This window comes from Massilia aerilata, assembly GCF_042656905.1.
In the GTDB taxonomy this organism is placed as follows: domain Bacteria; phylum Pseudomonadota; class Gammaproteobacteria; order Burkholderiales; family Burkholderiaceae_D; genus Telluria; species Telluria aerilata.
Map to the genome: position 1 here is coordinate 73,123 of NZ_JBHSMZ010000006.1, position 19,034 is coordinate 92,156.

Sequence of the window (19,034 nt, forward strand, 5' to 3'; positions counted from 1 at the left end):
CGCTGCGCACGGCGCAGGCCGGTGCTCAGAAGGCCTCGAGCACGCTGCTCAGGTGGGTGACCTCGGGCGCGCCGTCGAAGCAGGGTCCGGCCAGGCGCCGCCATTCCTGGAAATCCTCGCTGCCGCGGAAGTGCACGGTATGGTCTTCCAGCGTGTCCCATTGCACCAGCAGGCGGTAGGCGCGCGGGTTCTCGATGCCGCGCAGCACACGCATGCCGGTGCAGCCACGCGCCCGCCTGAACAAGGGCGCCGCCTGCGCCACCGCGGCCTCGAAGGCCTCCTCCATGCCCGCCTTGACCAGGATCTCCGCACTTTCCAGAACCATATCTTGCCCCTACGCTGATTGAGTGATCGTTCAATTATGCCTCGGATACGGTATCGTTGCCGATCACCGCAAGGAGCACACATGAGCACAGCGTTTCACTTCTACGAGCCGCGCGCCGGCCACGGCCTGCCGCACGACCCTTTCAACGCCATCGTCGGCCCGCGCCCGATCGGCTGGATTTCCTCGCGCAGCAAATCGGGCATCCTCAACCTGGCGCCCTACAGCTTCTTCAACGCCTTCAACTACGTGCCGCCCATCGTCGGCTTTGCCAGCATCGGCTGGAAGGATTCGGTGCGCAACATCGAAGAGACGGGCGAATTCTGCTGGAACCTGGCGACCCGTCCGCTGGCCGGACAGATGAACCTGAGCTGCGCCGCGGTGCCGCCGGAAACCGACGAGTTCCAGCTGGCCGGCCTGAGGCCCGCGCCTTCGGCCGTGGTGAGCGTGCCGCGCGTGGCGGAAAGCCCGGTCTCCTTCGAATGCCGGCTGAGCCAGCTCATCCAGCTGCAGCGCACCGACGGCGAACAGGTGCCGACCTGGCTGGTGCTGGGCGAAGTCGTCGGCGTGCACATCGCCCGCCCGCTGCTGAAGGACGGGGTCTACGACACCGCCGCGGCCGAACCCATCCTGCGCGGCGGCGGGCCCGCCGATTACTTCACGATCGGCCACGAGCAGCTGTTCCGGATGTTCCGCCCGAAGTAGGAGCGCCAGGTTTTGACAGCCTCCGCATCCGGGCCTAAAGTGGAATCTGCGGTCCCACCTTGGGAGAAATCGACATGTACAAGACCATCGTCGTACACATCGACGGCGGCGCCCGCCAGGAAAGCCGGCTGCGCGCGGCCGCCCTGCTCGCCGTCAAGCACGCCGCCCACCTGGTCGGCAGCGGCGCCACCGGCATCTCGTGGCGGGACTACAGCCTGCTGAGCGGCTCGATGGCGGCGCCGGTCATTGGCGACGATTTCCAGGAACTGCGCAAGGCCGCCGCCGGCCACCTGGAAGCCTTCCGCCAGACCGCCGCCCACCTCGGCGTCGAAGCGCCTGAAACCCGCCTCATCGAAGACGAACCGCGCTACGCCCTGCTGCTGCAGTCGCGCTATGCCGACCTGGTGGTGCTGAGCCAGGACGGCGAGAAAGATCCGAACCTGCCGCTGCGCGTGCGCAGCCTGCCCGAGCACGTGGCCCTGCGCGGCGCGCGCCCGGTGCTGGTGGTGCCCGGCAGCTACCAGGGCGAGCCGATCCCGGGCGCCGCGGTGGTCGGCTGGGACGGCGGCATCCCGGCGCTGCGCGCGATCACGGCCGCGCTGCCGCTGCTGGAACATGCCGCAACCGTCAAGCTGGCGGTGATCAATCCGGACGCCCTCGCCGACCTGCACGGCGAGCAGCCCGGCGCCGACATGGCGCTCTGGCTGGCGCGCCACGGCGCCAGCGTCGACGTCGTGGTCGAACGCACCCGCGCCACCACCGGCGATACGCTCTGCAGGCTCGCGCGCGACTGCGGCGCCGGGCTGATGGTGGCGGGCGCCTTCGGCCACAGCCGCTACCGCGAATGGATGCTGGGCGGGACCACGCGCGAGCTGCTGGAGCGCGCGCCGGCGCCGCTGCTGATCGCGCACTGAACCGGGGACGCAGGCGCCGCCGTCCTGCCGCAGCGCCTGCCCGAAGCGGCCGGACCGCCGCGCCCTTTTCCTGACCGACGGAGGTTTCGATGTCGCTGCAGTCCATCCTGGTCCACGCCGACCTGTCGCGCCACGCGCCGGCGCGCATCCACGCGGCCGCCCTGCTGGCGCGCGAACATGGCGCCCATCTCACCGGGGCGGCCATGATGGGGGTGTCGCGCGCGATCTTCCCGAACGGTTACCACCAGCGCCCGGACACGCTGAGCGCGGCCTGCTTCGATCCGCTGGCGGAAAATGCGCGCCGGGCCCTGCAGCGCTTCGAGGCCATCGCCAGCGAGCGCGGCGTGCCCCATGACACCCGGCTGGTGGCGGACGAAGTCGACGACGGACTGGCCCTGCTGTCGCGCTTCGCCGACCTGGTCGTGGTCAGCCAGGACGACCTCGACGAGTCCCTGTCGGACCACGTGCTGCGCATGCCGGACTACGTGATCCTCAACAGCCCGCGGCCGGTGCTGGTGATCCCGCATGGCGTCGACGCGCCCGCCGCCGACTTCGCCCGCCGCGTGCTGCTGGCCTGGGACGGCAGCCGCGAAGCCGCCGCCGCGATGGCCGCCTCGCTGCCGCTGCTGGGCCGCGCGGAGTCGGTGACGGTGGCGATGCTGTCGGACCGCGTCTTGACGGCCGCCGATTGCGCGGCCCAGCAGGACGAGCTGCTCGGCTTCCTCGGGCGGCACCGGGTACGGGCCGAAGCGCTGGTCCGCGAACACACGGGCGATACCGGCCGTGCACTCCTGGCCCTGGCCGACGAGTTGCAGGCCGGCCTGCTGGTGATGGGCTGCTACGGCCACAGCCGCCTGCGCGAGCTGTGCCTGGGCGGCGCCAGGCGCACGGTGCTGGCCGAGGCGCGCATCCCGGCCCTGCTCGCGCATTGATTACGCCGGACGCCGCCGCCAGATCCAGGCGTACATCAGCGCATTCATCGCGAGCACGCCGATGCCGAGGCCGATCTGCAGTTCACGTGTCAGGCCGGCCGGATAGATCAGCGGCAGCAGATAATGGTCGATGAAACCGCCTTCGTAGCCGGCCTCCCCGGCCAGTCGCCGGAAACTCAGTTCCGCCCAGGTCAGCGGGCAGACCGCGCCGCTGGCTTCCACCAGGAAACCCCAGCCCGCCGCCGCCAGGTGCAGCGGCAGCCAGCGGCGCCGGCGCGCCACCAGCAGCGCGCCGAACATGACGAACAAGATGAAGCCGAAATGCAGCAGCAGGACCGCGTCGGCCAGCAGACGGTAAGGCATGCGGGCATGCTACAGCAGGCGCTTGGCCCAGCTCAAGCGCCCGCCATTCGTGCGCACCCGGGAGTGGCGTACAGTGCTGTCTTCCCGAACCGGACGAGGCGGAATCGACATGATCGCAAGCAATTCGAACACCTTCGGCAACTGGGGCGTCATGGCCCTGAAACAGATGGACCGCAGCCGCCAGGCGCGCGGCCAGATGATGGAGCGCGCCGGCTACGGCCCGCGTCCGACGCCGTCCACCGTCCTGCACCGCGAGCCGGGGCTGAAGCTGCGCCGCTACGGCCCGCAAGCCGCCGAGGGGCCGGCCGTGCTGCTGGTGCCGGCGCCGATCAAGCGCGCCTATATCTGGGACCTGGCGCCCGAAGTCAGCGTGGTGAGGCGCTGGATCGAGCGCGGCTACCGGGTCTATATGGCGGAATGGGAGCCGCTTGAGGACAGCGCGGTAGCGCCCGGCTGCGGGCTGGCCGACTATGCCGGCCGCCCGCTCGATGCCTGCCGCCGGGCCATCGCCGAGGACGGCGCCGGCGGCAGGCCGGTCATCGCCGGCCACTCGCTCGGCGGCGTGCTGGCGGCCATCCACAGCTGCCTCCATCCGGAGGCACTGTGCGCCACCATCCTGCTGGAGTCGCCGCTGCACTTCCAGCCGGGTTCCTGCTGCTTCAACAGGCTGGTCGAGGCCACGCCGGACGCGCACCAACTGGCCGAGCGCTTCGGCCACGTGCCGGGCGCCTTCCTGAACACCATGAGCGCCCTGGCCGAGCCGATGGCTTTCCAGTGGGAGCGCTGGACGGACCGCTGGCTCTCGCTGGGCGACCCGCAGGCCTTCACCAGCCACATGCAGGTGGAGCGATGGACCCACGACGAGTTCGCGCTGCCGGGGCGGCTGTTCGGCGACATCGTCGAATCGCTGTACCGCCGGGACGAATTCATGCAGGGCTCGCTCATGGTCGGCGGGAGGCGCGTCGGTCCGAAGGAATTGAGCACGCCGCTGCTCAGCGTGATCGACCCGCGCAGCAAGCTGGTTCCGCCGGCGGCCGTGCTGCCCTTCCACGAGGCGGCGGCGAGCCCGCGCAAGCAGGTGCTGCATTACGGCGGCGACGTCGGCGTCAACCTGCAGCACGTGGGCGTGCTGGTGGGGCGCAGCGCCCATGCGCGGATCTGGCCGGCCATTTTCGACTGGCTGGACGGTGGGCAGCAATAATCAAAGAGGCCGCAGGAACAGGCCGACCGTCAGCGCCACGCCGATGCAGACAATCGCCACCCGCAGCGCCTTCTCGTTGACCCGGTGCAGGGCCCAGGTGCCGGCCAGGCCGCCGAGGATGGCGCCCACCGCCAGCACACCCGCCGGCAGCCAGTGCACCTCGCGCGAAGTGATGAACAGGGCCACAGCCGAAGCGTTCATGACGCCCGCCAGCACGTTCTTGGTGCCGCCGGCATTGCGCGCCGACAGCCCGGCCATGGTCAGCGCCGCCATCATGAGGATGCCGATGCCGCCGCCGAAGTAGCCGCCATAGACCGCAATCAGGAACTGCGCCGTGCCGGTCACGGCCGGACCGAGGTGGGCCGCCTTTTCCGCCGACGCCTTGCGGAAGAAACTACCCCAGGTGAAGACGGCGGTGGCGAACAGCACCAGCCAGGGCACCAGGCGCGCGAACACCTTGGGCGAGGTGTGCAAGAGCAGCAGGCCCCCAAGCGCGCCGCCGAGCACGCTCAGGATGAACAGGGTGCGGAAGCGCAGCCCGGCCGCTCCGCTCACCAGACTGCGGCCGGCATAGCCCGAGGTCAGCTGGCCGGGAAACAGCGCCACGGTCGAGGTGATGTTGGCGGCCAGCGGCGACATGCCGGACAGGATCAGCGCCGGCAGGGTGACGAAGGAGCCGCCGCCGGCCAGGGTGTTCTGGATACCGGCCCAGAGGCCGGCGAGGAAGATCAGCGCGAGCAACATGGCGCGCGGCTCATGCCCGGTCCGCCAGCAAGTGCGGCCCGATCTCCGCCACCGACTTCACCCCGGTCAGCACCATGTTCGTCCTTAAATCCTTCTCCATGATCGCCAGCAGGCGCTCGACCCCGGCCTGGCCGTGCGTGGCCAGCGCGTAGATGAAGGCGCGCCCGAGCAGCACGCCGTCGGCGCCCAGCGCCAGCATGCGGAACACGTCGGTGCCGGTGCGCACGCCGCCGTCGGCGAAGATGCGCATCCTGCCCTTGACCGCCTCGGCGATCGCCGGCAGCACGCTGGCGGAGGACGGCGCGCCGTCCAGCTGGCGGCCGCCGTGGTTCGAGACGACGATGCCGTCGGCGCCGAAGTCCAGGGCGTCGCGCGCGTCCTCGACGTCGAGGATGCCTTTCAGGATCAGCTCGCCTTTCCACTCGTCGCGGATCCACTGCAGGTCGGCCCAAGAGATGCCGGGGTCGAAGTTCGAACCCAGCCAGCCGATGTAGTCTTCGAGGCCGGTGGCGTGGCCGCGGTAGGCCGAGATGTTGCCCAGGTCGTGAGGCCGGCCGAACAGGCCGACGTCCCAGGCCCAGCGCGGGTGCATCATCGCCTGCAGCATGCGGCGGCGCGGGCCGGCCGGGCCGCTCATGCCGCTGTGCAGGTCGCGGTAGCGGTTGCCGGGCACCGGCATGTCAACCGTGAAGAACAGGGTGGTGGCGCCCAGCTCGCTGGCGCGGCGCATCACGTCGCGCATGAAGCCGCGGTCCTTCAGCACGTACAGCTGGAACCAGATCGGCTTGCCGGCCCTGGCCGCCACCTCGGCCAGCGAACAGACCGAGACCGTCGACTGGATGAAGGGGATATTGGCCTTGCCGCAGGCCTGCACCGCCTGGACTTCGCCGCGGCGCGCGTACATCCCGGCCAGGCCGACCGGCGCCAGCGCGATCGGCAAGGCGTAGTCCCGGCCGAACCAATGGGTCGACAGGTCGAGGCTTTCCGATCCGCGCAGCACGCGCTGGCGCAGCTTGACGTTCTGCAGGTCGTCGACGTTGGCGCGCAGGGTCTGCTCGGCGCCGGCGCCGCCGTCGAGGTAGTGGAACAGGAAGGGAGGCAGCTTGCGGCGCGCGGCTTCGCGGAAGTCGGTGGCGGAAGAAATGATCATGAACGGGACGCTGGACGGTAACGGTTGATTATTCTTTTCGTATGGTCCAGTGTACGACGAAACGCGCACGGATGGGCATGCCGGCCGCGTTAATCGGCCCGGTGATGCTATAGTGTGCCGCCTATTTTCACCCGACAGTAAAGACATCCGATGTTCCCGGCAGTTTCCCTCGACGTGGCGGCGGCCCTCAAGACGCTCGTCCTGACCCTCGACCTGGTCGGCACCTTCGTGTTCGCGCTGAGCGGCGCCACCGCCGGGGTCAAGCGCCGGCTGGACATCTTCGGGGTGCTGGTGCTGTCCTTCGTGGCCGCGAATTCGGGCGGCATCGTGCGCGACCTGCTGATCGGGGCGACGCCGCCGGCCGCCATCAGCGACTGGCGTTACCTGGTGGTGTCGGTGGCGGCGGGCGTGCTGATCTTCTTCTGGTATCCGAAGGTGCGCCACCTGCGCAACCCGGTGCTGGTGTTCGACGGCGCCGGCCTGGCCCTGTTTTGCGTGGCCGGCGCCCAGAAGGCCCTGGTGTACGGCCTGGCGCCCTGGATGGCGGCCCTGCTCGGCATGCTGACCGGGGTCGGCGGCGGCGTCGCGCGCGACGTCCTGCTGTCCCAGGTGCCGGCCGTGCTGCGCGCCGAAGTGTATGCGGTGGCGGCCCTGGCCGGCGCCGGCGTGGTCGTCATCGGCCACGTCCTGGGCCTGCCGTCGGCGCCGATGGCCAGCGCCGGCGCCATCCTCTGCTTCGCCCTGCGCATGGCGGCGATCCGCTACGACTGGCACCTGCCGGTCGCGCGCGACCCCGATGAGCAGGAAACCGAGGCCAGGGATGGAAGATGAGTTCGCTTTGACCTGAGTCAGCCGCCCTTGCACATCGTTGGCGCATCCTGAAGGCTTGCGTCAATACCGGAAGGGCTGACATGAAACCAGCAACGATACCCGCGTATCCCGCCAGCATCCGGCGTTCCCCGGTCAACCTCGCCTTCAGCGCCCTGCTGTTCTCCTTCCTCGGCTGGGCCATCCTCGAGCGCTGGAACTTCGGCGCCCGCGCCGGCATTGTCCCGCATCTCATGAACACCCTCGCCTGCGCGCCGGTCATGGCCTGCTCGCTGCGGCGCTTCCGCGCGGTCTGCCCGCACCACCTGCGCGTGCGCACGCGGCCGCGCGGCACCCTGCCCGGCGCCGCCCTGGCGCTGGCCGTGCTGTTCGCGGTCGGCGCCGTGTTCGGCGTCGCGGCCGGCAGCGGCTCGATGCGCATGGTGGCGCTGGCCGCGCTGCTGTGCTGCCTCACGCCCTGGACCCGCCTGCGCGCCCACCAGCAGCACCTGTTCCTGTCCTTCCTCGCGGTTGCCGCCGGCGCGCTGCTGGCCGCAAGCCTCGCCAATCCGAAGATGGACCTGCTGGTGGCCCTGCCCGCGGCCTGGTGCCTGTGGGCTGCAGCGGCGCTGCTGTGCATCGGTCTGTGCGGCGGTGATCTGATCAAGAAAAAGGGCAGGCGCTGAGCCTGGCGGTCACGAGCGGTTAAAATCGCGCTTTTGCCGCGAGCCCGCCATGAATACACGACCGCCCATCTCCGCAGCCACGCCGCCCGCCCCCGACCTCGTCCTTGGCCTCGAAGACCGTCCGCGCGCCCTCATCGGCATCCTCGCCGCCCTGCAGCACCTGCTGGCGATCATCGTCCCCATCGTCACGCCCGGACTGCTGATCTGCCAGGCGCTGGGCGTCTCCGCGCGCGACACCAACCTGATCGTCTCGATGTCGCTGGTGGTGTCCGGCATCGCCACCTTCGTCCAGTGCCGCCGCTTCGGCCCCTTCGGCGCCGGACTCCTGATCGTGCAGGGCACCAGCTTCAACTTCGTCGGCCCGCTGATTGCCGGCGGCACGCTGATGGTCAAGGCGGGCACGCCGGTCGAAGCCGTGATGGCGTCGATCTTCGGCGTGGTGGTGGCCGGCGCCTTCATCGAGATGGGCGTCTCGCGCATCCTGCCTTTCGTGAAGCGCATGATCACGCCGCTGGTCACCGGCATCGTGGTGCTGATGATCGGCCTCACCCTGATCAAGGTCGGCCTGATCAGCATGGGCGGCGGCTTTGCCGCGATGTCGAACGGGACCTTCGCCAATGGCGAGAACCTGCTGCTGTCCGGCGCGGTCCTGGCGATCATCGTGCTGCTGAACCGCGTGCCGGTGGTGTGGATGCGCAGCGGCGCCATCATCATCGCGCTGGCGGTCGGCTACCTGCTGGCCGGTTCGCTGGGGCGCCTCGACTTCACGGGCATGCGCCAGGCGGCCTTGTTCCAGGTGCCGCAGCCGCTGCACTTCGGCCTGGGCTTTTCGTGGTCGCTGTTCATCCCGATGATCGTGATCTACCTGGTCACCTCGCTCGAGGCCATCGGCGACGTCACCGCGACCAGCAAGGTCTCGCGCGAGCCGGTCGAGGGCGAGACCTGGATGCGGCGCATCAAGGGCGGGGTGCTGGTCAACGGCGCCAACTCGCTGCTGGCGGGGCTGCTGAACACCTTCCCCAGCTCGATCTTCGCGCAGAACAACGGCGTGATCCAGCTGACCGGCATCGCCAGCCGCCATGTCGGCATGTGGATCGCCCTGTTCCTAGTGGTGCTTGGGCTATTCCCGGGCGTGGCCGGCGTGATCCAGGCGGTGCCGGAACCGGTGCTCGGCGGCGCGGCCATGGTGATGTTCGGCGCGGTGGCGGCGGCCGGCATCAACATCCTGGCCAGCGTGACCCTGGACCGCCGCGCCCTGCTGATCATCGCGGTGTCGCTGGCGCTGGGACTGGGCGTATCGCAGGTGCCGGAATTCCTGGCGCATGTCCCGTCGGCGCTGCGCCACGTGCTGGAATCCGGGGTGGCGACCGGCGGCATCTGCGCGGTGCTGATGAACTGGTTCCTGCCGGCTGTCCAGGACGCCGGCGTCGACCCAAGCTAGTCCAGTCCCAGGTGCTGCGGGTGGGTGTAGCAGACGAAATCCCGCCCGCGCGCAAAGGCCAGCAGGGTCATGCCGGCCTGCTCGGCCAGTTCCACCGCCGCCAGGGTCGGCGCCGACATGCCGACCAGCGCGGGCACCCCGGCCATGATGGCCTTCTGCGCCATCTCGTAACTGACGCGGCTCGTAATCAGCAGGAAGCCCTCCGCCGGCCGGCAGCCCGCCCGCGCCATCGCGCCGATCGCCTTGTCCAGCGCATTGTGGCGGCCGACGTCCTCGCGTACGATCCGCAGTCCGCCATCCATGCCGCACCAGGCGGCCGCATGGGCGGCGCCGGTCGAGCGCGTGAGGGCCTGCTCGGCGCCGACGGCATCGAGCGCGCGCCGCACCGCCGCCGCATGGAAGCCGCGCGCCGGCGCCAGCCGCGGCAGCGGGCGCGCGACCTGCTGCAGGCTGTCCACGCCGCACAGGCCGCAGCCGGTGCGCCCGGCCAGCGTACGGCGCCGCTCCTTCAGCGCCATGAAGGCCGAGGCGGCGATCCGCAGCTGCACGGCGATGCCGTCGCGGCCCGGCTCGACCTCGATGCCGTAGCAATGCTCCGGCCGGGCGATGATGCCTTCGCTGAGCGAGAAGCCGAGCGCGAATTCCTCGAGGTCGGCCGGCGTGGCCATCATCACGGCGTGCGAGATGCCGTTGTAGACCAGGGCCACCGGGACCTCGTCGACCACCATGTCCTCGACGGTGGCGAGGACCTCCTTGCGCATGCGCAGGACATGGCGCGCGCGGGCCGGGGCCGGCGCCCTCGGTGCGAGCGCCGGTCCATCGGGACTGCCTGAGAAATCGAACTGTGCATGCATGTGCACAAATCTAGCATCGCGCCCGGTTTGCCGGCGCGCGCCACGGCGTGCTCACCAGTTCACGGCGCCCATGCTGCGCGCCGGCTGCCAGCTGTAATACAGGCCGACCGAGTCGTAGCGCTGCTGCCTTGCCACCACGTTCGGGAAGGAGAAGCCGCGCCGCGACGTCAGGTATTTGAGCGTGAGCGCGTGCGGGCCGGACAGGCGGTAGCTGAGCGAAGCGTCGCCGCGCAGCACCCGGTCCTTGCCGCCCGATTCCAGGCCGTGCTGCTTGCCGTCGAAGAAGGCGCTCGAGCTCAGGTCCAGCGACATCCTGTTGTCCCAGATAAAGCGCAGGCCCAGCATCGACTGCGGCGCGAAACCGTAGTGGTACTGGCCGCCCGTGCTGGCGCGTATCGTGCCGGTCGAGACATAGCCGACGCCGGCCGAGGCATGGGCCTGCAGCGCCAGCTCGCGCGCCAGCCACACCTGCGCATTGCTGCCCAGGGACACCGCGGTGCTGGCGATGCGGAACAGCTGCGGCGACAGGTAGTCGTAGCTGCCGTAGATGCCGGCGATGCCGCGCATCCGCTCGCCGTAGCCATAGGTGGTCCCGGCCAGCATGCCGCGCGAGGTCAGGCTTTCGAGGCCGTTGACGTTCGATACGCGGGCGCGGAACAGGAAGTAGTCGAAGGGCTTGCGATAGGTGTAGCCTTCCTTGCCAGGCAGGCCGTACTCCAGCGCGAAATCGGCCGCCACTTCCCTGCGCTTGGTCGCCAGGGATGGGCCTGCATTGCTGCTCGACGGGTTGCTGTAGCCAAGCTGCAGGCGCGAGAAGGTGGCGGGCGTGGCGCCGGCCCACAAGGAAGCGGCGCGGCGCGAACCCTTCTGGCGGTTGTACTCGAGCGAAGGCGAGACCAGCCCGGCGCCCACCTCGCGCCATGGCGAGGTGCCGTCGCCGCGGTCCAGCACCAGGTTGGCCATGCGGTACAGGGCCTCGCCCAGGAAGCTGCCGCCGAAGCTGGTGGTGATCTGGTCGTTGCGCGAGGGCGGCGTGGTCTCGCCGGCGATCTCCCACACCGCGCTGCCGGCGAAGGCATAGCCCATCGATTCCCAGAACGTCAGGCCGTTGCTGCGCGCGATATTGAAGTAGACCGAGCCCTGGTAGGGGTGGCCCATCTGGTTGATCTCGAAGGGGTCGCGGTCCTCGACCCAGCTGCTGCGCAGGTTGCGGCGCACCGAGCCGATGCTGACGCCGTAGTCGTCCGGCGTGACGAAGGCATGGTCGATGCGGTTCAGCACCACCTGGAAGCCGAGGATTTCGAGCGCCGCCGCGCCGTAGCTCTTGTACTCGCGCGAGTCGGCAAAGACCCGGGTTTCCCTTGGGGGCGCGTGGGCCGCGGGAATCGCCGCCGGGTCCGCCGGCGGGTCGGCCGGCTGATGCTGTTCCACTTCCTGTGCCTGCACTGTGCCGGCGGCCAGCGCGAGCAGGATCGCTTGGGCTAGTAATTTCATGGTTCTCCGATTCGCTACGCTGCAAAATATTGGCATTAATGTAACAATTAAGCCTGAATCGTGTCGCACGAGAAAATACAATGTCCTCAAAGCCCTTGTCCGAAAGCCCGGATCGATCCCCCGCACCGGCACGCCTGAGCGCGTGCGGGCTGCGCTCGCGCTTCGGCGGCCCCTTCGACTTCGAGGTGCAAGCCGGCGAATGCGTCGCGATCCAGGGGCCTTCCGGCGCCGGCAAGAGCGTGCTGCTGCGCATGCTGGCCGACCTCGACCCGCACGAGGGCGAGATCCTGCTCGACGGCCGTTCGTGCACGTCGATGCCGGCCCCCGCCTGGCGCGCGCAAGTGGTCTACCAGGCGGCCGAACCGGCATGGTGGGAAGCGACGGCGGGCGAGCATTTCGCCCATGAGCAGCGCGGCTTCCTGGACCAGACCCTGCCCGCGCTCAGCCTCGCCGCCGGCCTGCTGGACAGCGAAATCGAGCGCCTGTCCACCGGCGAGCGCCAGCGCCTGGCCCTGGTCCGTTCGCTGGCCAGGAAGCCGCGCGTGCTGCTGCTGGACGAGCCCACGGCTGCCCTCGACCCGGCCTCGGTCGCGCGCGCGGAGGCGCTGCTGTCGGGCTGCCTGGCGCAGGGCATGGCGCTGCTGATCGTGACCCACTCCGCCGACCAGGCGCGGCGGCTGGCGCGGCGCATCTTCCACCTCGAGCACGGCAGGCTGGAGACGCAATGAACGCCATCCACCTGGGCGCCTGGGACCTGCTGGCGGCGGCGCTGCTGATCCTGCTCGACGCCGCGCTGTCGCTGGCCCTGCGCCTCGGCGTGCACCGCCAGATCCTGGTCGCCGCCGTGCGCATGGTGCTGCAACTGGCCATCGTCGGCATGGTGCTGCGCAGCGTGTTCGAAAGCGCCTCGCCCTGGGCCACCGGCGCCGTGATCCTGTTCATGATCGGCGCCGCCGCGCGCGAGGTCGCGACCCGGCCGAAGCAGCGCCTGAAGCGCCGGATGAATTACCAGATCAGCGCCGCGGTGGTCGCCTGCGCCGGCTTCGCCACCGTGCTGCTGGCCCTGACCACGGCGGTGCGCCCGGACCCGTGGTATGCGCCGCGCTATGCCATTCCGCTGATGGGCATCGTACTGGGCAGCGTGCTGAATGCGGCCTCGCTGGCGCTGGACGGCATCCTCGACGGGGTGGTGCGCGAACGCGCGCGCATCGAGGCGCGGCTGGCGCTGGGCGCGTCCTTTCGCGAGGCGATCGGCCCACTGGTGCGGAATGCCACCCGGCGCGGCATGATCCCGGTGGCGAACCAGATGTCGGCCGCCGGCATCATCACCCTGCCCGGCATCATGACCGGCCAGCTGCTGGCCGGGATGGACCCGATGGAAGCGGTGAAGTACCAGATCCTGCTGATGTTCCTGCTGGCCGGCGCCAGCGGCCTGGCCTCGGCCGGCGCCGCGCTGCTGGCGGTGCGGGCGCTGAGCGACCATCGCCAGCGGCTCCGCGTGGATCGCCTGCGGGATTAGGCCAAATAGGTAGCGCGGCCCGAGACATCGCGCAGCACCTCGCGCGCCGCATTGTGGCCGGGCGCGCCGGTCACGCCGCCGCCCGGATGCGCGCCCGCGCCGCAGGTGTACAAGCCCTGCACGGGGCCGCGGTAGTCGGCGTGCCCCAGCATCGGCCGCGCCGCGAACAGCTGGTCGAGGCCGAGCGCGCCGTGGAAGATGTCGCCGCCCACCAGGCCGAAGGTGCGCTCGAGGTCAAGGGGGCTCATGATCTGGCGCCCGAGCACGGCGCGTTTGAAATTCGGCGCGTAACGGGTGACGGTATCGATCATCAGGTCGGCCACCTGCTCGCGGTGATCGTCCCAGCTGGCGCCGTCGGGCAGCTGCGGCGCCACGTGCTGGCAGAACAGGCTGGCCACGTGCTGGCCGGCGGGCGCCAGGCCCGGGTCCAGGGTCGTCGGGATCAGGACCTCGACGATCGGTTCGCGCGCCCAGCCGAAAGCGCGGGCGTCGTGGTAGGCGCGTTCCATGTATTGCAGGCTGGGCGCGATGATGATGCCGCTGGCGTGGTGCTCGGCCGCCTCGCTGCCCGGCAGGCAGCTGAAGTCCGGCAGTTCGGAGAGGGCCACGTTCATGCGGAAGGTGCCGGAGCCGCAGCGCCAGGCCTGCATGCGTCGCAAAAAATCGGCGGGCAGCACGCCCGGGTCGACCAGTTTGGTGTAGAGCAGGCGCGGGTTCAGGTTCGACACCACCACCCGCGCATCGATGCGCTGCCCCTGCGCGGTGACGACCCCGGTGGCGCGGCCTTTGCTTGTGATGATTTCGCTGACCGCGCAGCCGGTGCGGATCTCGACGCCTTGCGCTTGCGCCGCTTTGGCCATCGCCTGGGTGATCGCGCCCATGCCGCCGATCGCATGGCCCCAGGCGCCCTTCTTGCCGTTCACCTCGCCGAACACGTGGTGCAGCAGCACATAGGCCGAGCCGGGCGTGTAGGGGCTGGCGTAATTCCCGACCACGCTGTCGAAGCCGTAGGCCGCCTTGATCGGCGTGCTCTCGAACCAGCCGTCCAGCACGTCGCCGGCCGACTTGGTGAACAGGTCGAGCAGTTCGCGCTGGGTGGCGAGCGGCAGCCTGGCGACGCGCTTGCCCAGCTTGCCGGCCTTGAGCAGCTCGGGCAGCATCTCGAGCCAGCCGCCCTGCACGCGGTTCGGCGGCGTCTGCAGGACCAGCTCGCGCAGCAGGTCGGCGGCGGCGTCCAGGTGGGCGGCGTAATCGGCCAGCCGTCCGGCGTCGCGCGGCGAGAACTTCGCCACCTCGGCCGCGGTCCTGCCGGCGCCGAGTTTCAGGTAGCGGGTCTCGTCCAGCGGCAGGAAATTCGCGAGCGGACGCTCGACCACGCGCAGGCCGTGCGCGGCCAGGTCCATGTCACGGATCACCTTGGGGTTCAGCAGCGAGACCGTATAGGCCGCGACCGAGTTGCGGAAACCAGGATGGAATTCCTCGGTCACCGCCGCGCCGCCGACCACCTGGCGCTGTTCCAGCACCGTCACCTTCAGCCCGGCGCGGGCCAGGTAAAAGGCGCACACCAGGCCATTGTGGCCGCCTCCGACAACGATCGCATCGCGCATGCACGGTCTCCGGTCTTGAAATTGCGGGGATGTGGGCTAATATACAATTTGCTCAGCGGATGGCAAGCATCCAATCCCCAACGATGAAGACAGATCACAGCGCCACGACAGTTTGCGAGAAGTTCGCCTGGCTTCATTAAGCTCGGCGGCGGCCCCGTGCGCCGTTTGCCGAGCTCCCCTTCCAGCCTGTTCCGCCGCCCGGCGCCGCCGGCGGTCCTTGTTCACGCCCGTACCACACCCTGGAGTTCATATGAGCCCGAATATCACGATGTCGAAAACCGATTTCAACCGCATCGACCTGATGCTGGAAAAGCTGGCCGCCGTGCGCATGCACGGCAAGGAAGCCCTGTCCAACGAACTGCTGCGCGCCCAGGTGGTCGAGCCCTGGGAGGTGCCGCCGATGGTGGTCACCATGAATTCGACGGTCTGCTTTCGCCTGGACGGCAGCGGCCCGGCCCTGTGCCGCACCCTGGTCTATCCGAAGGACGCCGGCCTGCAGGCGGACACGCTGTCGGTGCTGACCCCGGTCGGCAGCGCCCTGCTCGGCCTGTCGGAGGGCGACCGCATGCAGTGGACCCATCCGGATGGGCGCACGCTCACGGTCGAGGTGCTGCAGGTGCTCTACCAGCCCGAGCGGGCCGGCGACTTTCACCTGTAAGCAGCCCCTAGTCCAGCGTGCGGTTGCGCGACTCCACGTCCACGCACAGGATCGCGAGCGCGCCGAGGGCCAGGAAGCCGGCCAGCATGAGCAGCGCCAGCGTGAAGTGCGCCGTCATCACCGGCGCGATCACGGCCGGCGCCAGCAGGCCGCCGAAGCGCGCCACGGCGCCCGCCAGTCCCATGCCGCTGGCGCGCAGGGCGGTCGGGTAGACCTCGGGCGTGAAGGCGTACAGCGCGCCCCAGGTCCCCAGCAGTGCAAAACTCATCAGCAGGGTCGAACCGACCACCAGCGCCGCCGCGCTGCCGAGGCTGTAGCCCAGGCAGCCCACGGCGCTCAGCAGCAGGAAGCCGACCAGGGTCGGCTTGCGTCCCCAGCGCTCCACGCCGTAAGCTGCCAGCGCATAGCCGGGCACCTGCGCCAGCGCCAGCACGATCAGGAATTCCTGGCCGCGCATGAAGCCGAAGCCCTGGGCGCCCAGCTTGACGGGCAGGTAGACGAAGACGCCGTAATAGGCCACCGAAATCAGCGCCCAGGCCGAGAACAGCGACAGGCTGCGGCGGCGCAGGTCGCGGTCGAACAGCGCCGAAAGCGAACGCGCCTGTGCGGCTTCCGGCTGCAGCAAAGGGATCGCCACCTCGCGCCGGTTGACGCGGGCGACGCGCTGCAGGACGGCGCGCGCCTCGTCCGCCCTGCCGGTGCGGTTCAGGTAGACCGGCGACTCGGGTATCGACAGCCGCAGCACCACGCCCACCAGCGCCGGCATGCCGGTCACGAAGAAGATCACCCGCCATGCATCCGCGCCCCAGCGCAGCGCAGCCAGCGCCAGTACCGCCAGCAGGACGGTGCCGAGCGCCCAGAAGGATTCGAGCAGCACCAGCCAGCGCCCGCGCCGCTCGCTCGGGAGGAATTCCGCCATCATCGTGTAATCCACCGGCAGCGTGCCGCCGACCCCGATGCCGGTCAGGAAGCGCAGCGCCAGCAGCCAGGTGAAGTCCGGCGCAAAGCTGGACGCCACGCCGAAGCAGGCGTCGACCAGCACCGCCGCCATCAGCACCGGACGGCGCCCGACGCGGTCGGCCAGGCGCCCGAACACGAAGGCCCCGAGCAGCATGCCGACGAAGAACCAGGTCCCGCTTTCGAGCGCCCGCGGCATCGCGATGCCGAAACTCAGCGCGATCGACGGCGCGCTGAAGCCGATCGCCAGCACCTGCATGGCGTCGGCCATCCACACCAGGCCGAAGATCGCGAACAGGCGGTACTGGAATGTGCCGACGCCCGCCGCCCGGATGCCCTGCTCCACTGTTGCTGGTAATGCCGGCATGTGTTTTCCTTCGCTCGAAAGCATGAGTAAATTTTTAATATTTTCTTGCGGGGTAAATATAGTCATGTTAATTTTAGAACCAGGAATCGCAATTGCCCGCCCCGCTTGTCCTACCCCTGGCAGTACCCGAAAATCATGAATCCACGCGCATGGCTATTGTCCGTTCTGTTGGCGTTTTTCGGGTTTCTGCCGGCCTGCGCGGACGCCGTCGGCGAGGGCAACCGCGCGATCGAACCGCAATCCAGGATCGCACTCGTGATCGGCAATGCACACTATACCGATGCCCTGCCCCTGCCGAATTCCGCGAACGATGCGAGCGATATGTGCGCCGCTCTCAAGAAGCTGGATTTCGAAGTCATCTGCAAGCTCGATATCGCCACCAAGCGTGAATTCAAGGACGCCATTTACGAATTTACCGGGAAAATCAATTCGCGCAGCGTCGCCCTCTTTTATTACGCCGGCCATGCGGTACAGGTAGAAGGGATCAATTACCTCATCCCCGTCAAAGCGGTGATGCGCACCAAGAGCGATATCGAGGACGAAGGCGTCCAGATCAATTACCTGATGAGCGAACTGCAACCGCGCCAGGCGCTGTTGAACATCTTCCTTCTCGACGCCTGCCGCAACAATCCCTTCGCCAATCCGATTCGCGGCTACGTTCCCATGATGGGCCTGGCGACTCAGTTGTATGCGCCGCGCAACAACATCATCGCCATGTCCGCGGGCCCCGGCGAGCAAGCGCTCGATGGCGTCGGCCGCAACGGCACCTTCACCAAGAATCTGCTCCAGAACATCGGCGTGCCGCGCCTGACGATCGAAGATACCCTGAAGGCGGTCAGCACCGGCACGCGCGCCGATGCCGCGCGGCTCAAGTACCGGCAGGAGCCGCAGATCATGGCGTCCTTCGGCGAGAAATTCTGCCTCGCCGGCTGCGGCGATCCGGCGCCGCCGGCGCCCGATGACGGCCTGCTGAAAGCGAAGACCGCCGAACTGAACCGCCTGCAGGCCAGCATTGCCGAAGCCAGGGCGAAACAGGCGGAACTCGAATCGCAGCAGGCCCTGCTGCTCAAGAAGCGCGCCGAACTCGATACGGCGCGCCAGGGCCTGGCCGACGTCGAAGCGAAAAAGGAAGAACTGGAGCGCCGGCGCGCGGAAGTCTCGCGGCGCGAACAGGAGCTCGACAAGCTCGGCAACGAGGTCAAGACCTCGACGGACAAACTCAAGGAGCTCGAAGCCGTGCGCCTCAGTCTCCAGCAAAAGCAGGAGGAAATCGAAAAGATGCGCAAGACGCTGGTCGCGCAACAGGCCACCATCGACGCCGCCAATCAGGAAATCGCGACGCGCTCCCTCAAGCAAAAGCAGGAGGAAGCCAAGAAATCGAAAGAGGAAGAAAAGAAAGCGCCACCCGGTACGGTCGTACCCACTTTTTAACGTCGTTAATTACAAGGGGATCCATATGAGGGTAAGGAAAGCACTTCCGGTCATTCCGTTCGTCCTGGGCACAATCGTCTGCGCCGCGGCCCAGGCGCAGTCAGATCCTCCTGAAACCCAATTTACCGTCGGCGTCAAGCTCTGGCACGCAGGATGGCTGTCGTACATTCCCGCGAATTACAGTGGCATGACTGCGAACGGGACGCCGGCGATAGGCGATAGCGTGAATGCGACCGAAGGAACTGAACATACGGATTTCCTCCCCTCATTGCAGATCCGCCGCGGCAAATTTTTCGCGAGCTTCAGCCACGGCAGCTTTTCCAGCGATTTCCGGGTGTCGACCAGCCCGATCATTTTGCCCACCGGCCAGACCCTGATCACTTCCCGCTCCGACCATTTTTCACGCCGTGAAAGCGATCTGAATCTCGGCTATAACGTGACGCCGGAGCTCAGCCTCGTGGTCGGCTACAAGGATGCGACTGAAACCCGCGACACCATCCTGGGGGTCGCGCCACAGAGCATGCCACTCGTGAAAACCACGGCCAAGGGCTTCCTCTTCGGTGCGGCAGCCAACTTCGCCGTGGTGGACAAGCTGCGCTTTTATGCGCAGGCTGCCTATGGCCCGGCCAGGCTGAAGCTCAGGTTCGCCGATCCAGGCTTGGGCAGCTTCTCGACCAATGGCCGCTATCTGATCGGTGAACTCGGATTGAATTACCCGGTCTACATCAGACCCAACGGATTCGGCATTGCGACAGCCTCGGTCGGCTACCGTACGCAGACCATCAAGACCAACAGCTATGCGAGCATTTTCCAGGAGAGCCGCGAACTGCGCGATGTCCGTGACGGCGTGATCCTGTCGATCAACTACACCATGTAGCGACG

At 68.5% G+C, this 19,034-nt stretch carries 20 protein-coding genes; 12 read left to right on the plus strand and 8 right to left on the minus strand.

The features are described from left to right. Positions 1 to 25 precede the first annotated feature (25 nt). On the minus strand, positions 26 to 325 hold the full coding sequence (locus ACFPO9_RS09510; RefSeq protein WP_379769885.1) for an antibiotic biosynthesis monooxygenase family protein: 300 nt from the start codon (positions 323 to 325) through the stop codon (positions 26 to 28). Between the two features lie 81 nt (positions 326 to 406). Here ACFPO9_RS09510 and ACFPO9_RS09515 point away from each other — a divergent pair, with 81 nt between their 5' ends. From ACFPO9_RS09515 to ACFPO9_RS09525, 3 genes are all read left to right on the plus strand, one after another. After that, the gene (locus ACFPO9_RS09515; protein ID WP_379769888.1) at positions 407 to 1,027 is read left to right on the plus strand and encodes a flavin reductase family protein; all 621 of its coding nucleotides are present in this window, start codon (positions 407 to 409) and stop codon (positions 1,025 to 1,027) included. Positions 1,028 to 1,101: 74 nt separating this feature from the next. Continuing rightward, a complete protein-coding gene (locus tag ACFPO9_RS09520; protein WP_379769890.1) occupies positions 1,102 to 1,941 on the plus strand; it encodes a universal stress protein in 840 nt (279 codons plus the stop codon). A gap of 89 nt (positions 1,942 to 2,030) precedes the next feature. Next, on the plus strand, positions 2,031 to 2,873 hold the full coding sequence (locus ACFPO9_RS09525) for a universal stress protein (protein WP_379769892.1): 843 nt from the start codon (positions 2,031 to 2,033) through the stop codon (positions 2,871 to 2,873). Here ACFPO9_RS09525 and ACFPO9_RS09530 read toward each other — a convergent pair whose 3' ends face one another. Beyond that, positions 2,874 to 3,236 (minus strand): DUF2784 domain-containing protein, encoded by a 363-nt coding sequence (locus ACFPO9_RS09530; protein ID WP_379769894.1) that lies wholly within the window; start codon positions 3,234 to 3,236, stop codon positions 2,874 to 2,876. 109 nt (positions 3,237 to 3,345) lie between these two features. Here ACFPO9_RS09530 and ACFPO9_RS09535 point away from each other — a divergent pair, with 109 nt between their 5' ends. Further along, positions 3,346 to 4,437: an alpha/beta hydrolase gene (locus ACFPO9_RS09535; protein WP_379769896.1), complete on the plus strand. Its 1,092-nt coding sequence runs from the start codon at positions 3,346 to 3,348 to the stop codon at positions 4,435 to 4,437. Here ACFPO9_RS09535 and ACFPO9_RS09540 read toward each other — a convergent pair whose 3' ends face one another. Together ACFPO9_RS09540 and lldD are read right to left on the minus strand one after the other, a co-directional pair. Continuing rightward, the gene (locus tag ACFPO9_RS09540; RefSeq protein WP_379770999.1) at positions 4,438 to 5,178 is read right to left on the minus strand and encodes a sulfite exporter TauE/SafE family protein; all 741 of its coding nucleotides are present in this window, start codon (positions 5,176 to 5,178) and stop codon (positions 4,438 to 4,440) included. It abuts the gene before it with no gap. Between the two features lie 13 nt (positions 5,179 to 5,191). Further along, on the minus strand, positions 5,192 to 6,331 hold the full coding sequence (gene lldD / locus ACFPO9_RS09545) for an FMN-dependent L-lactate dehydrogenase LldD (protein WP_379769898.1): 1,140 nt from the start codon (positions 6,329 to 6,331) through the stop codon (positions 5,192 to 5,194). A gap of 150 nt (positions 6,332 to 6,481) precedes the next feature. Between lldD and ACFPO9_RS09550 the strand changes: the two genes are divergently transcribed. The 3 genes from ACFPO9_RS09550 (at position 6,482) to ACFPO9_RS09560 (ending at position 9,265) form a co-directional block, all read left to right on the plus strand. After that, the gene (locus ACFPO9_RS09550; protein ID WP_379769900.1) at positions 6,482 to 7,162 is read left to right on the plus strand and encodes a trimeric intracellular cation channel family protein; all 681 of its coding nucleotides are present in this window, start codon (positions 6,482 to 6,484) and stop codon (positions 7,160 to 7,162) included. Between the two features lie 80 nt (positions 7,163 to 7,242). Continuing rightward, on the plus strand, positions 7,243 to 7,824 hold the full coding sequence (locus ACFPO9_RS09555) for a hypothetical protein (RefSeq protein WP_379769903.1): 582 nt from the start codon (positions 7,243 to 7,245) through the stop codon (positions 7,822 to 7,824). 49 nt (positions 7,825 to 7,873) lie between these two features. After that, positions 7,874 to 9,265, plus strand: a complete 1,392-nt coding sequence (locus ACFPO9_RS09560) for a nucleobase:cation symporter-2 family protein (RefSeq protein WP_379769905.1) — start codon at positions 7,874 to 7,876, stop codon at positions 9,263 to 9,265. Here the strand turns inward: ACFPO9_RS09560 and fdhD are convergent. Continuing rightward, entirely contained in the window at positions 9,262 to 10,119 is an 858-nt protein-coding gene (gene fdhD / locus ACFPO9_RS09565; protein WP_379769908.1) for a formate dehydrogenase accessory sulfurtransferase FdhD, read from the minus strand. The two genes, ACFPO9_RS09560 and fdhD, sit on opposite strands and share 4 nt — an antisense overlap. 51 nt (positions 10,120 to 10,170) lie before the next feature. Next, positions 10,171 to 11,613 carry a DUF3943 domain-containing protein gene (locus ACFPO9_RS09570; protein WP_379769910.1) on the minus strand — a complete coding sequence of 481 codons (1,443 nt, stop codon included), beginning with the start codon at positions 11,611 to 11,613 and terminating at the stop codon, positions 10,171 to 10,173. Positions 11,614 to 11,693: 80 nt separating this feature from the next. Here ACFPO9_RS09570 and ACFPO9_RS09575 point away from each other — a divergent pair, with 80 nt between their 5' ends. Continuing rightward, positions 11,694 to 12,341, plus strand: coding sequence for an ABC transporter ATP-binding protein (locus tag ACFPO9_RS09575; protein ID WP_379769912.1), 648 nt, complete (start codon positions 11,694 to 11,696; stop codon positions 12,339 to 12,341). Beyond that, on the plus strand, positions 12,338 to 13,132 hold the full coding sequence (locus ACFPO9_RS09580; RefSeq protein WP_379769914.1) for an ABC transporter permease: 795 nt from the start codon (positions 12,338 to 12,340) through the stop codon (positions 13,130 to 13,132). Before ACFPO9_RS09575 ends, ACFPO9_RS09580 begins: the two co-directional genes overlap by 4 nt. On the opposite strand, the gene ACFPO9_RS09585 is transcribed toward ACFPO9_RS09580, so the two are convergent. Next, the gene (locus tag ACFPO9_RS09585) at positions 13,129 to 14,739 is read right to left on the minus strand and encodes a phytoene desaturase family protein (protein ID WP_379769916.1); all 1,611 of its coding nucleotides are present in this window, start codon (positions 14,737 to 14,739) and stop codon (positions 13,129 to 13,131) included. The genes ACFPO9_RS09580 and ACFPO9_RS09585 overlap by 4 nt on opposite strands. A gap of 250 nt (positions 14,740 to 14,989) precedes the next feature. Here ACFPO9_RS09585 and rnk point away from each other — a divergent pair, with 250 nt between their 5' ends. Next, positions 14,990 to 15,397: a nucleoside diphosphate kinase regulator gene (rnk, locus tag ACFPO9_RS09590; protein ID WP_379769918.1), complete on the plus strand. Its 408-nt coding sequence runs from the start codon at positions 14,990 to 14,992 to the stop codon at positions 15,395 to 15,397. Between the two features lie 7 nt (positions 15,398 to 15,404). Here rnk and ACFPO9_RS09595 read toward each other — a convergent pair whose 3' ends face one another. Beyond that, a complete protein-coding gene (locus tag ACFPO9_RS09595) occupies positions 15,405 to 16,721 on the minus strand; it encodes an MFS transporter (RefSeq protein ID WP_379769921.1) in 1,317 nt (438 codons plus the stop codon). A gap of 135 nt (positions 16,722 to 16,856) precedes the next feature. Here ACFPO9_RS09595 and ACFPO9_RS09600 point away from each other — a divergent pair, with 135 nt between their 5' ends. Continuing rightward, positions 16,857 to 18,152 carry a caspase family protein gene (locus ACFPO9_RS09600; RefSeq protein WP_379769923.1) on the plus strand — a complete coding sequence of 432 codons (1,296 nt, stop codon included), beginning with the start codon at positions 16,857 to 16,859 and terminating at the stop codon, positions 18,150 to 18,152. A gap of 25 nt (positions 18,153 to 18,177) precedes the next feature. Beyond that, entirely contained in the window at positions 18,178 to 19,029 is an 852-nt protein-coding gene (locus ACFPO9_RS09605; protein ID WP_379769926.1) for a hypothetical protein, read from the plus strand. Positions 19,030 to 19,034 lie beyond the last annotated feature (5 nt).

Coding starts and splice junctions, on each gene's coding strand:
- ACFPO9_RS09525 (WP_379769892.1), top strand. CDS start 2,031: ATGTCGCTGCAGTCCATCCTGGTCCACGCCGACCTGTCGCGCCACGCG.
- fdhD (WP_379769908.1), bottom strand. CDS start 10,119: ATGCATGCACAGTTCGATTTCTCAGGCAGTCCCGATGGACCGGCGCTC.
- ACFPO9_RS09550 (WP_379769900.1), top strand. CDS start 6,482: ATGTTCCCGGCAGTTTCCCTCGACGTGGCGGCGGCCCTCAAGACGCTC.
- ACFPO9_RS09595 (WP_379769921.1), bottom strand. CDS start 16,721: ATGCCGGCATTACCAGCAACAGTGGAGCAGGGCATCCGGGCGGCGGGC.
- ACFPO9_RS09560 (WP_379769905.1), top strand. CDS start 7,874: ATGAATACACGACCGCCCATCTCCGCAGCCACGCCGCCCGCCCCCGAC.
- ACFPO9_RS09575 (WP_379769912.1), top strand. CDS start 11,694: ATGTCCTCAAAGCCCTTGTCCGAAAGCCCGGATCGATCCCCCGCACCG.
- ACFPO9_RS09580 (WP_379769914.1), top strand. CDS start 12,338: ATGAACGCCATCCACCTGGGCGCCTGGGACCTGCTGGCGGCGGCGCTG.
- ACFPO9_RS09570 (WP_379769910.1), bottom strand. CDS start 11,613: ATGAAATTACTAGCCCAAGCGATCCTGCTCGCGCTGGCCGCCGGCACA.
- ACFPO9_RS09585 (WP_379769916.1), bottom strand. CDS start 14,739: ATGCGCGATGCGATCGTTGTCGGAGGCGGCCACAATGGCCTGGTGTGC.
- lldD (WP_379769898.1), bottom strand. CDS start 6,331: ATGATCATTTCTTCCGCCACCGACTTCCGCGAAGCCGCGCGCCGCAAG.
- ACFPO9_RS09605 (WP_379769926.1), top strand. CDS start 18,178: ATGAGGGTAAGGAAAGCACTTCCGGTCATTCCGTTCGTCCTGGGCACA.
- ACFPO9_RS09535 (WP_379769896.1), top strand. CDS start 3,346: ATGATCGCAAGCAATTCGAACACCTTCGGCAACTGGGGCGTCATGGCC.
- ACFPO9_RS09600 (WP_379769923.1), top strand. CDS start 16,857: ATGAATCCACGCGCATGGCTATTGTCCGTTCTGTTGGCGTTTTTCGGG.
- ACFPO9_RS09515 (WP_379769888.1), top strand. CDS start 407: ATGAGCACAGCGTTTCACTTCTACGAGCCGCGCGCCGGCCACGGCCTG.
- ACFPO9_RS09530 (WP_379769894.1), bottom strand. CDS start 3,236: ATGCCTTACCGTCTGCTGGCCGACGCGGTCCTGCTGCTGCATTTCGGC.
- rnk (WP_379769918.1), top strand. CDS start 14,990: ATGAGCCCGAATATCACGATGTCGAAAACCGATTTCAACCGCATCGAC.
- ACFPO9_RS09555 (WP_379769903.1), top strand. CDS start 7,243: ATGAAACCAGCAACGATACCCGCGTATCCCGCCAGCATCCGGCGTTCC.
- ACFPO9_RS09510 (WP_379769885.1), bottom strand. CDS start 325: ATGGTTCTGGAAAGTGCGGAGATCCTGGTCAAGGCGGGCATGGAGGAG.
- ACFPO9_RS09520 (WP_379769890.1), top strand. CDS start 1,102: ATGTACAAGACCATCGTCGTACACATCGACGGCGGCGCCCGCCAGGAA.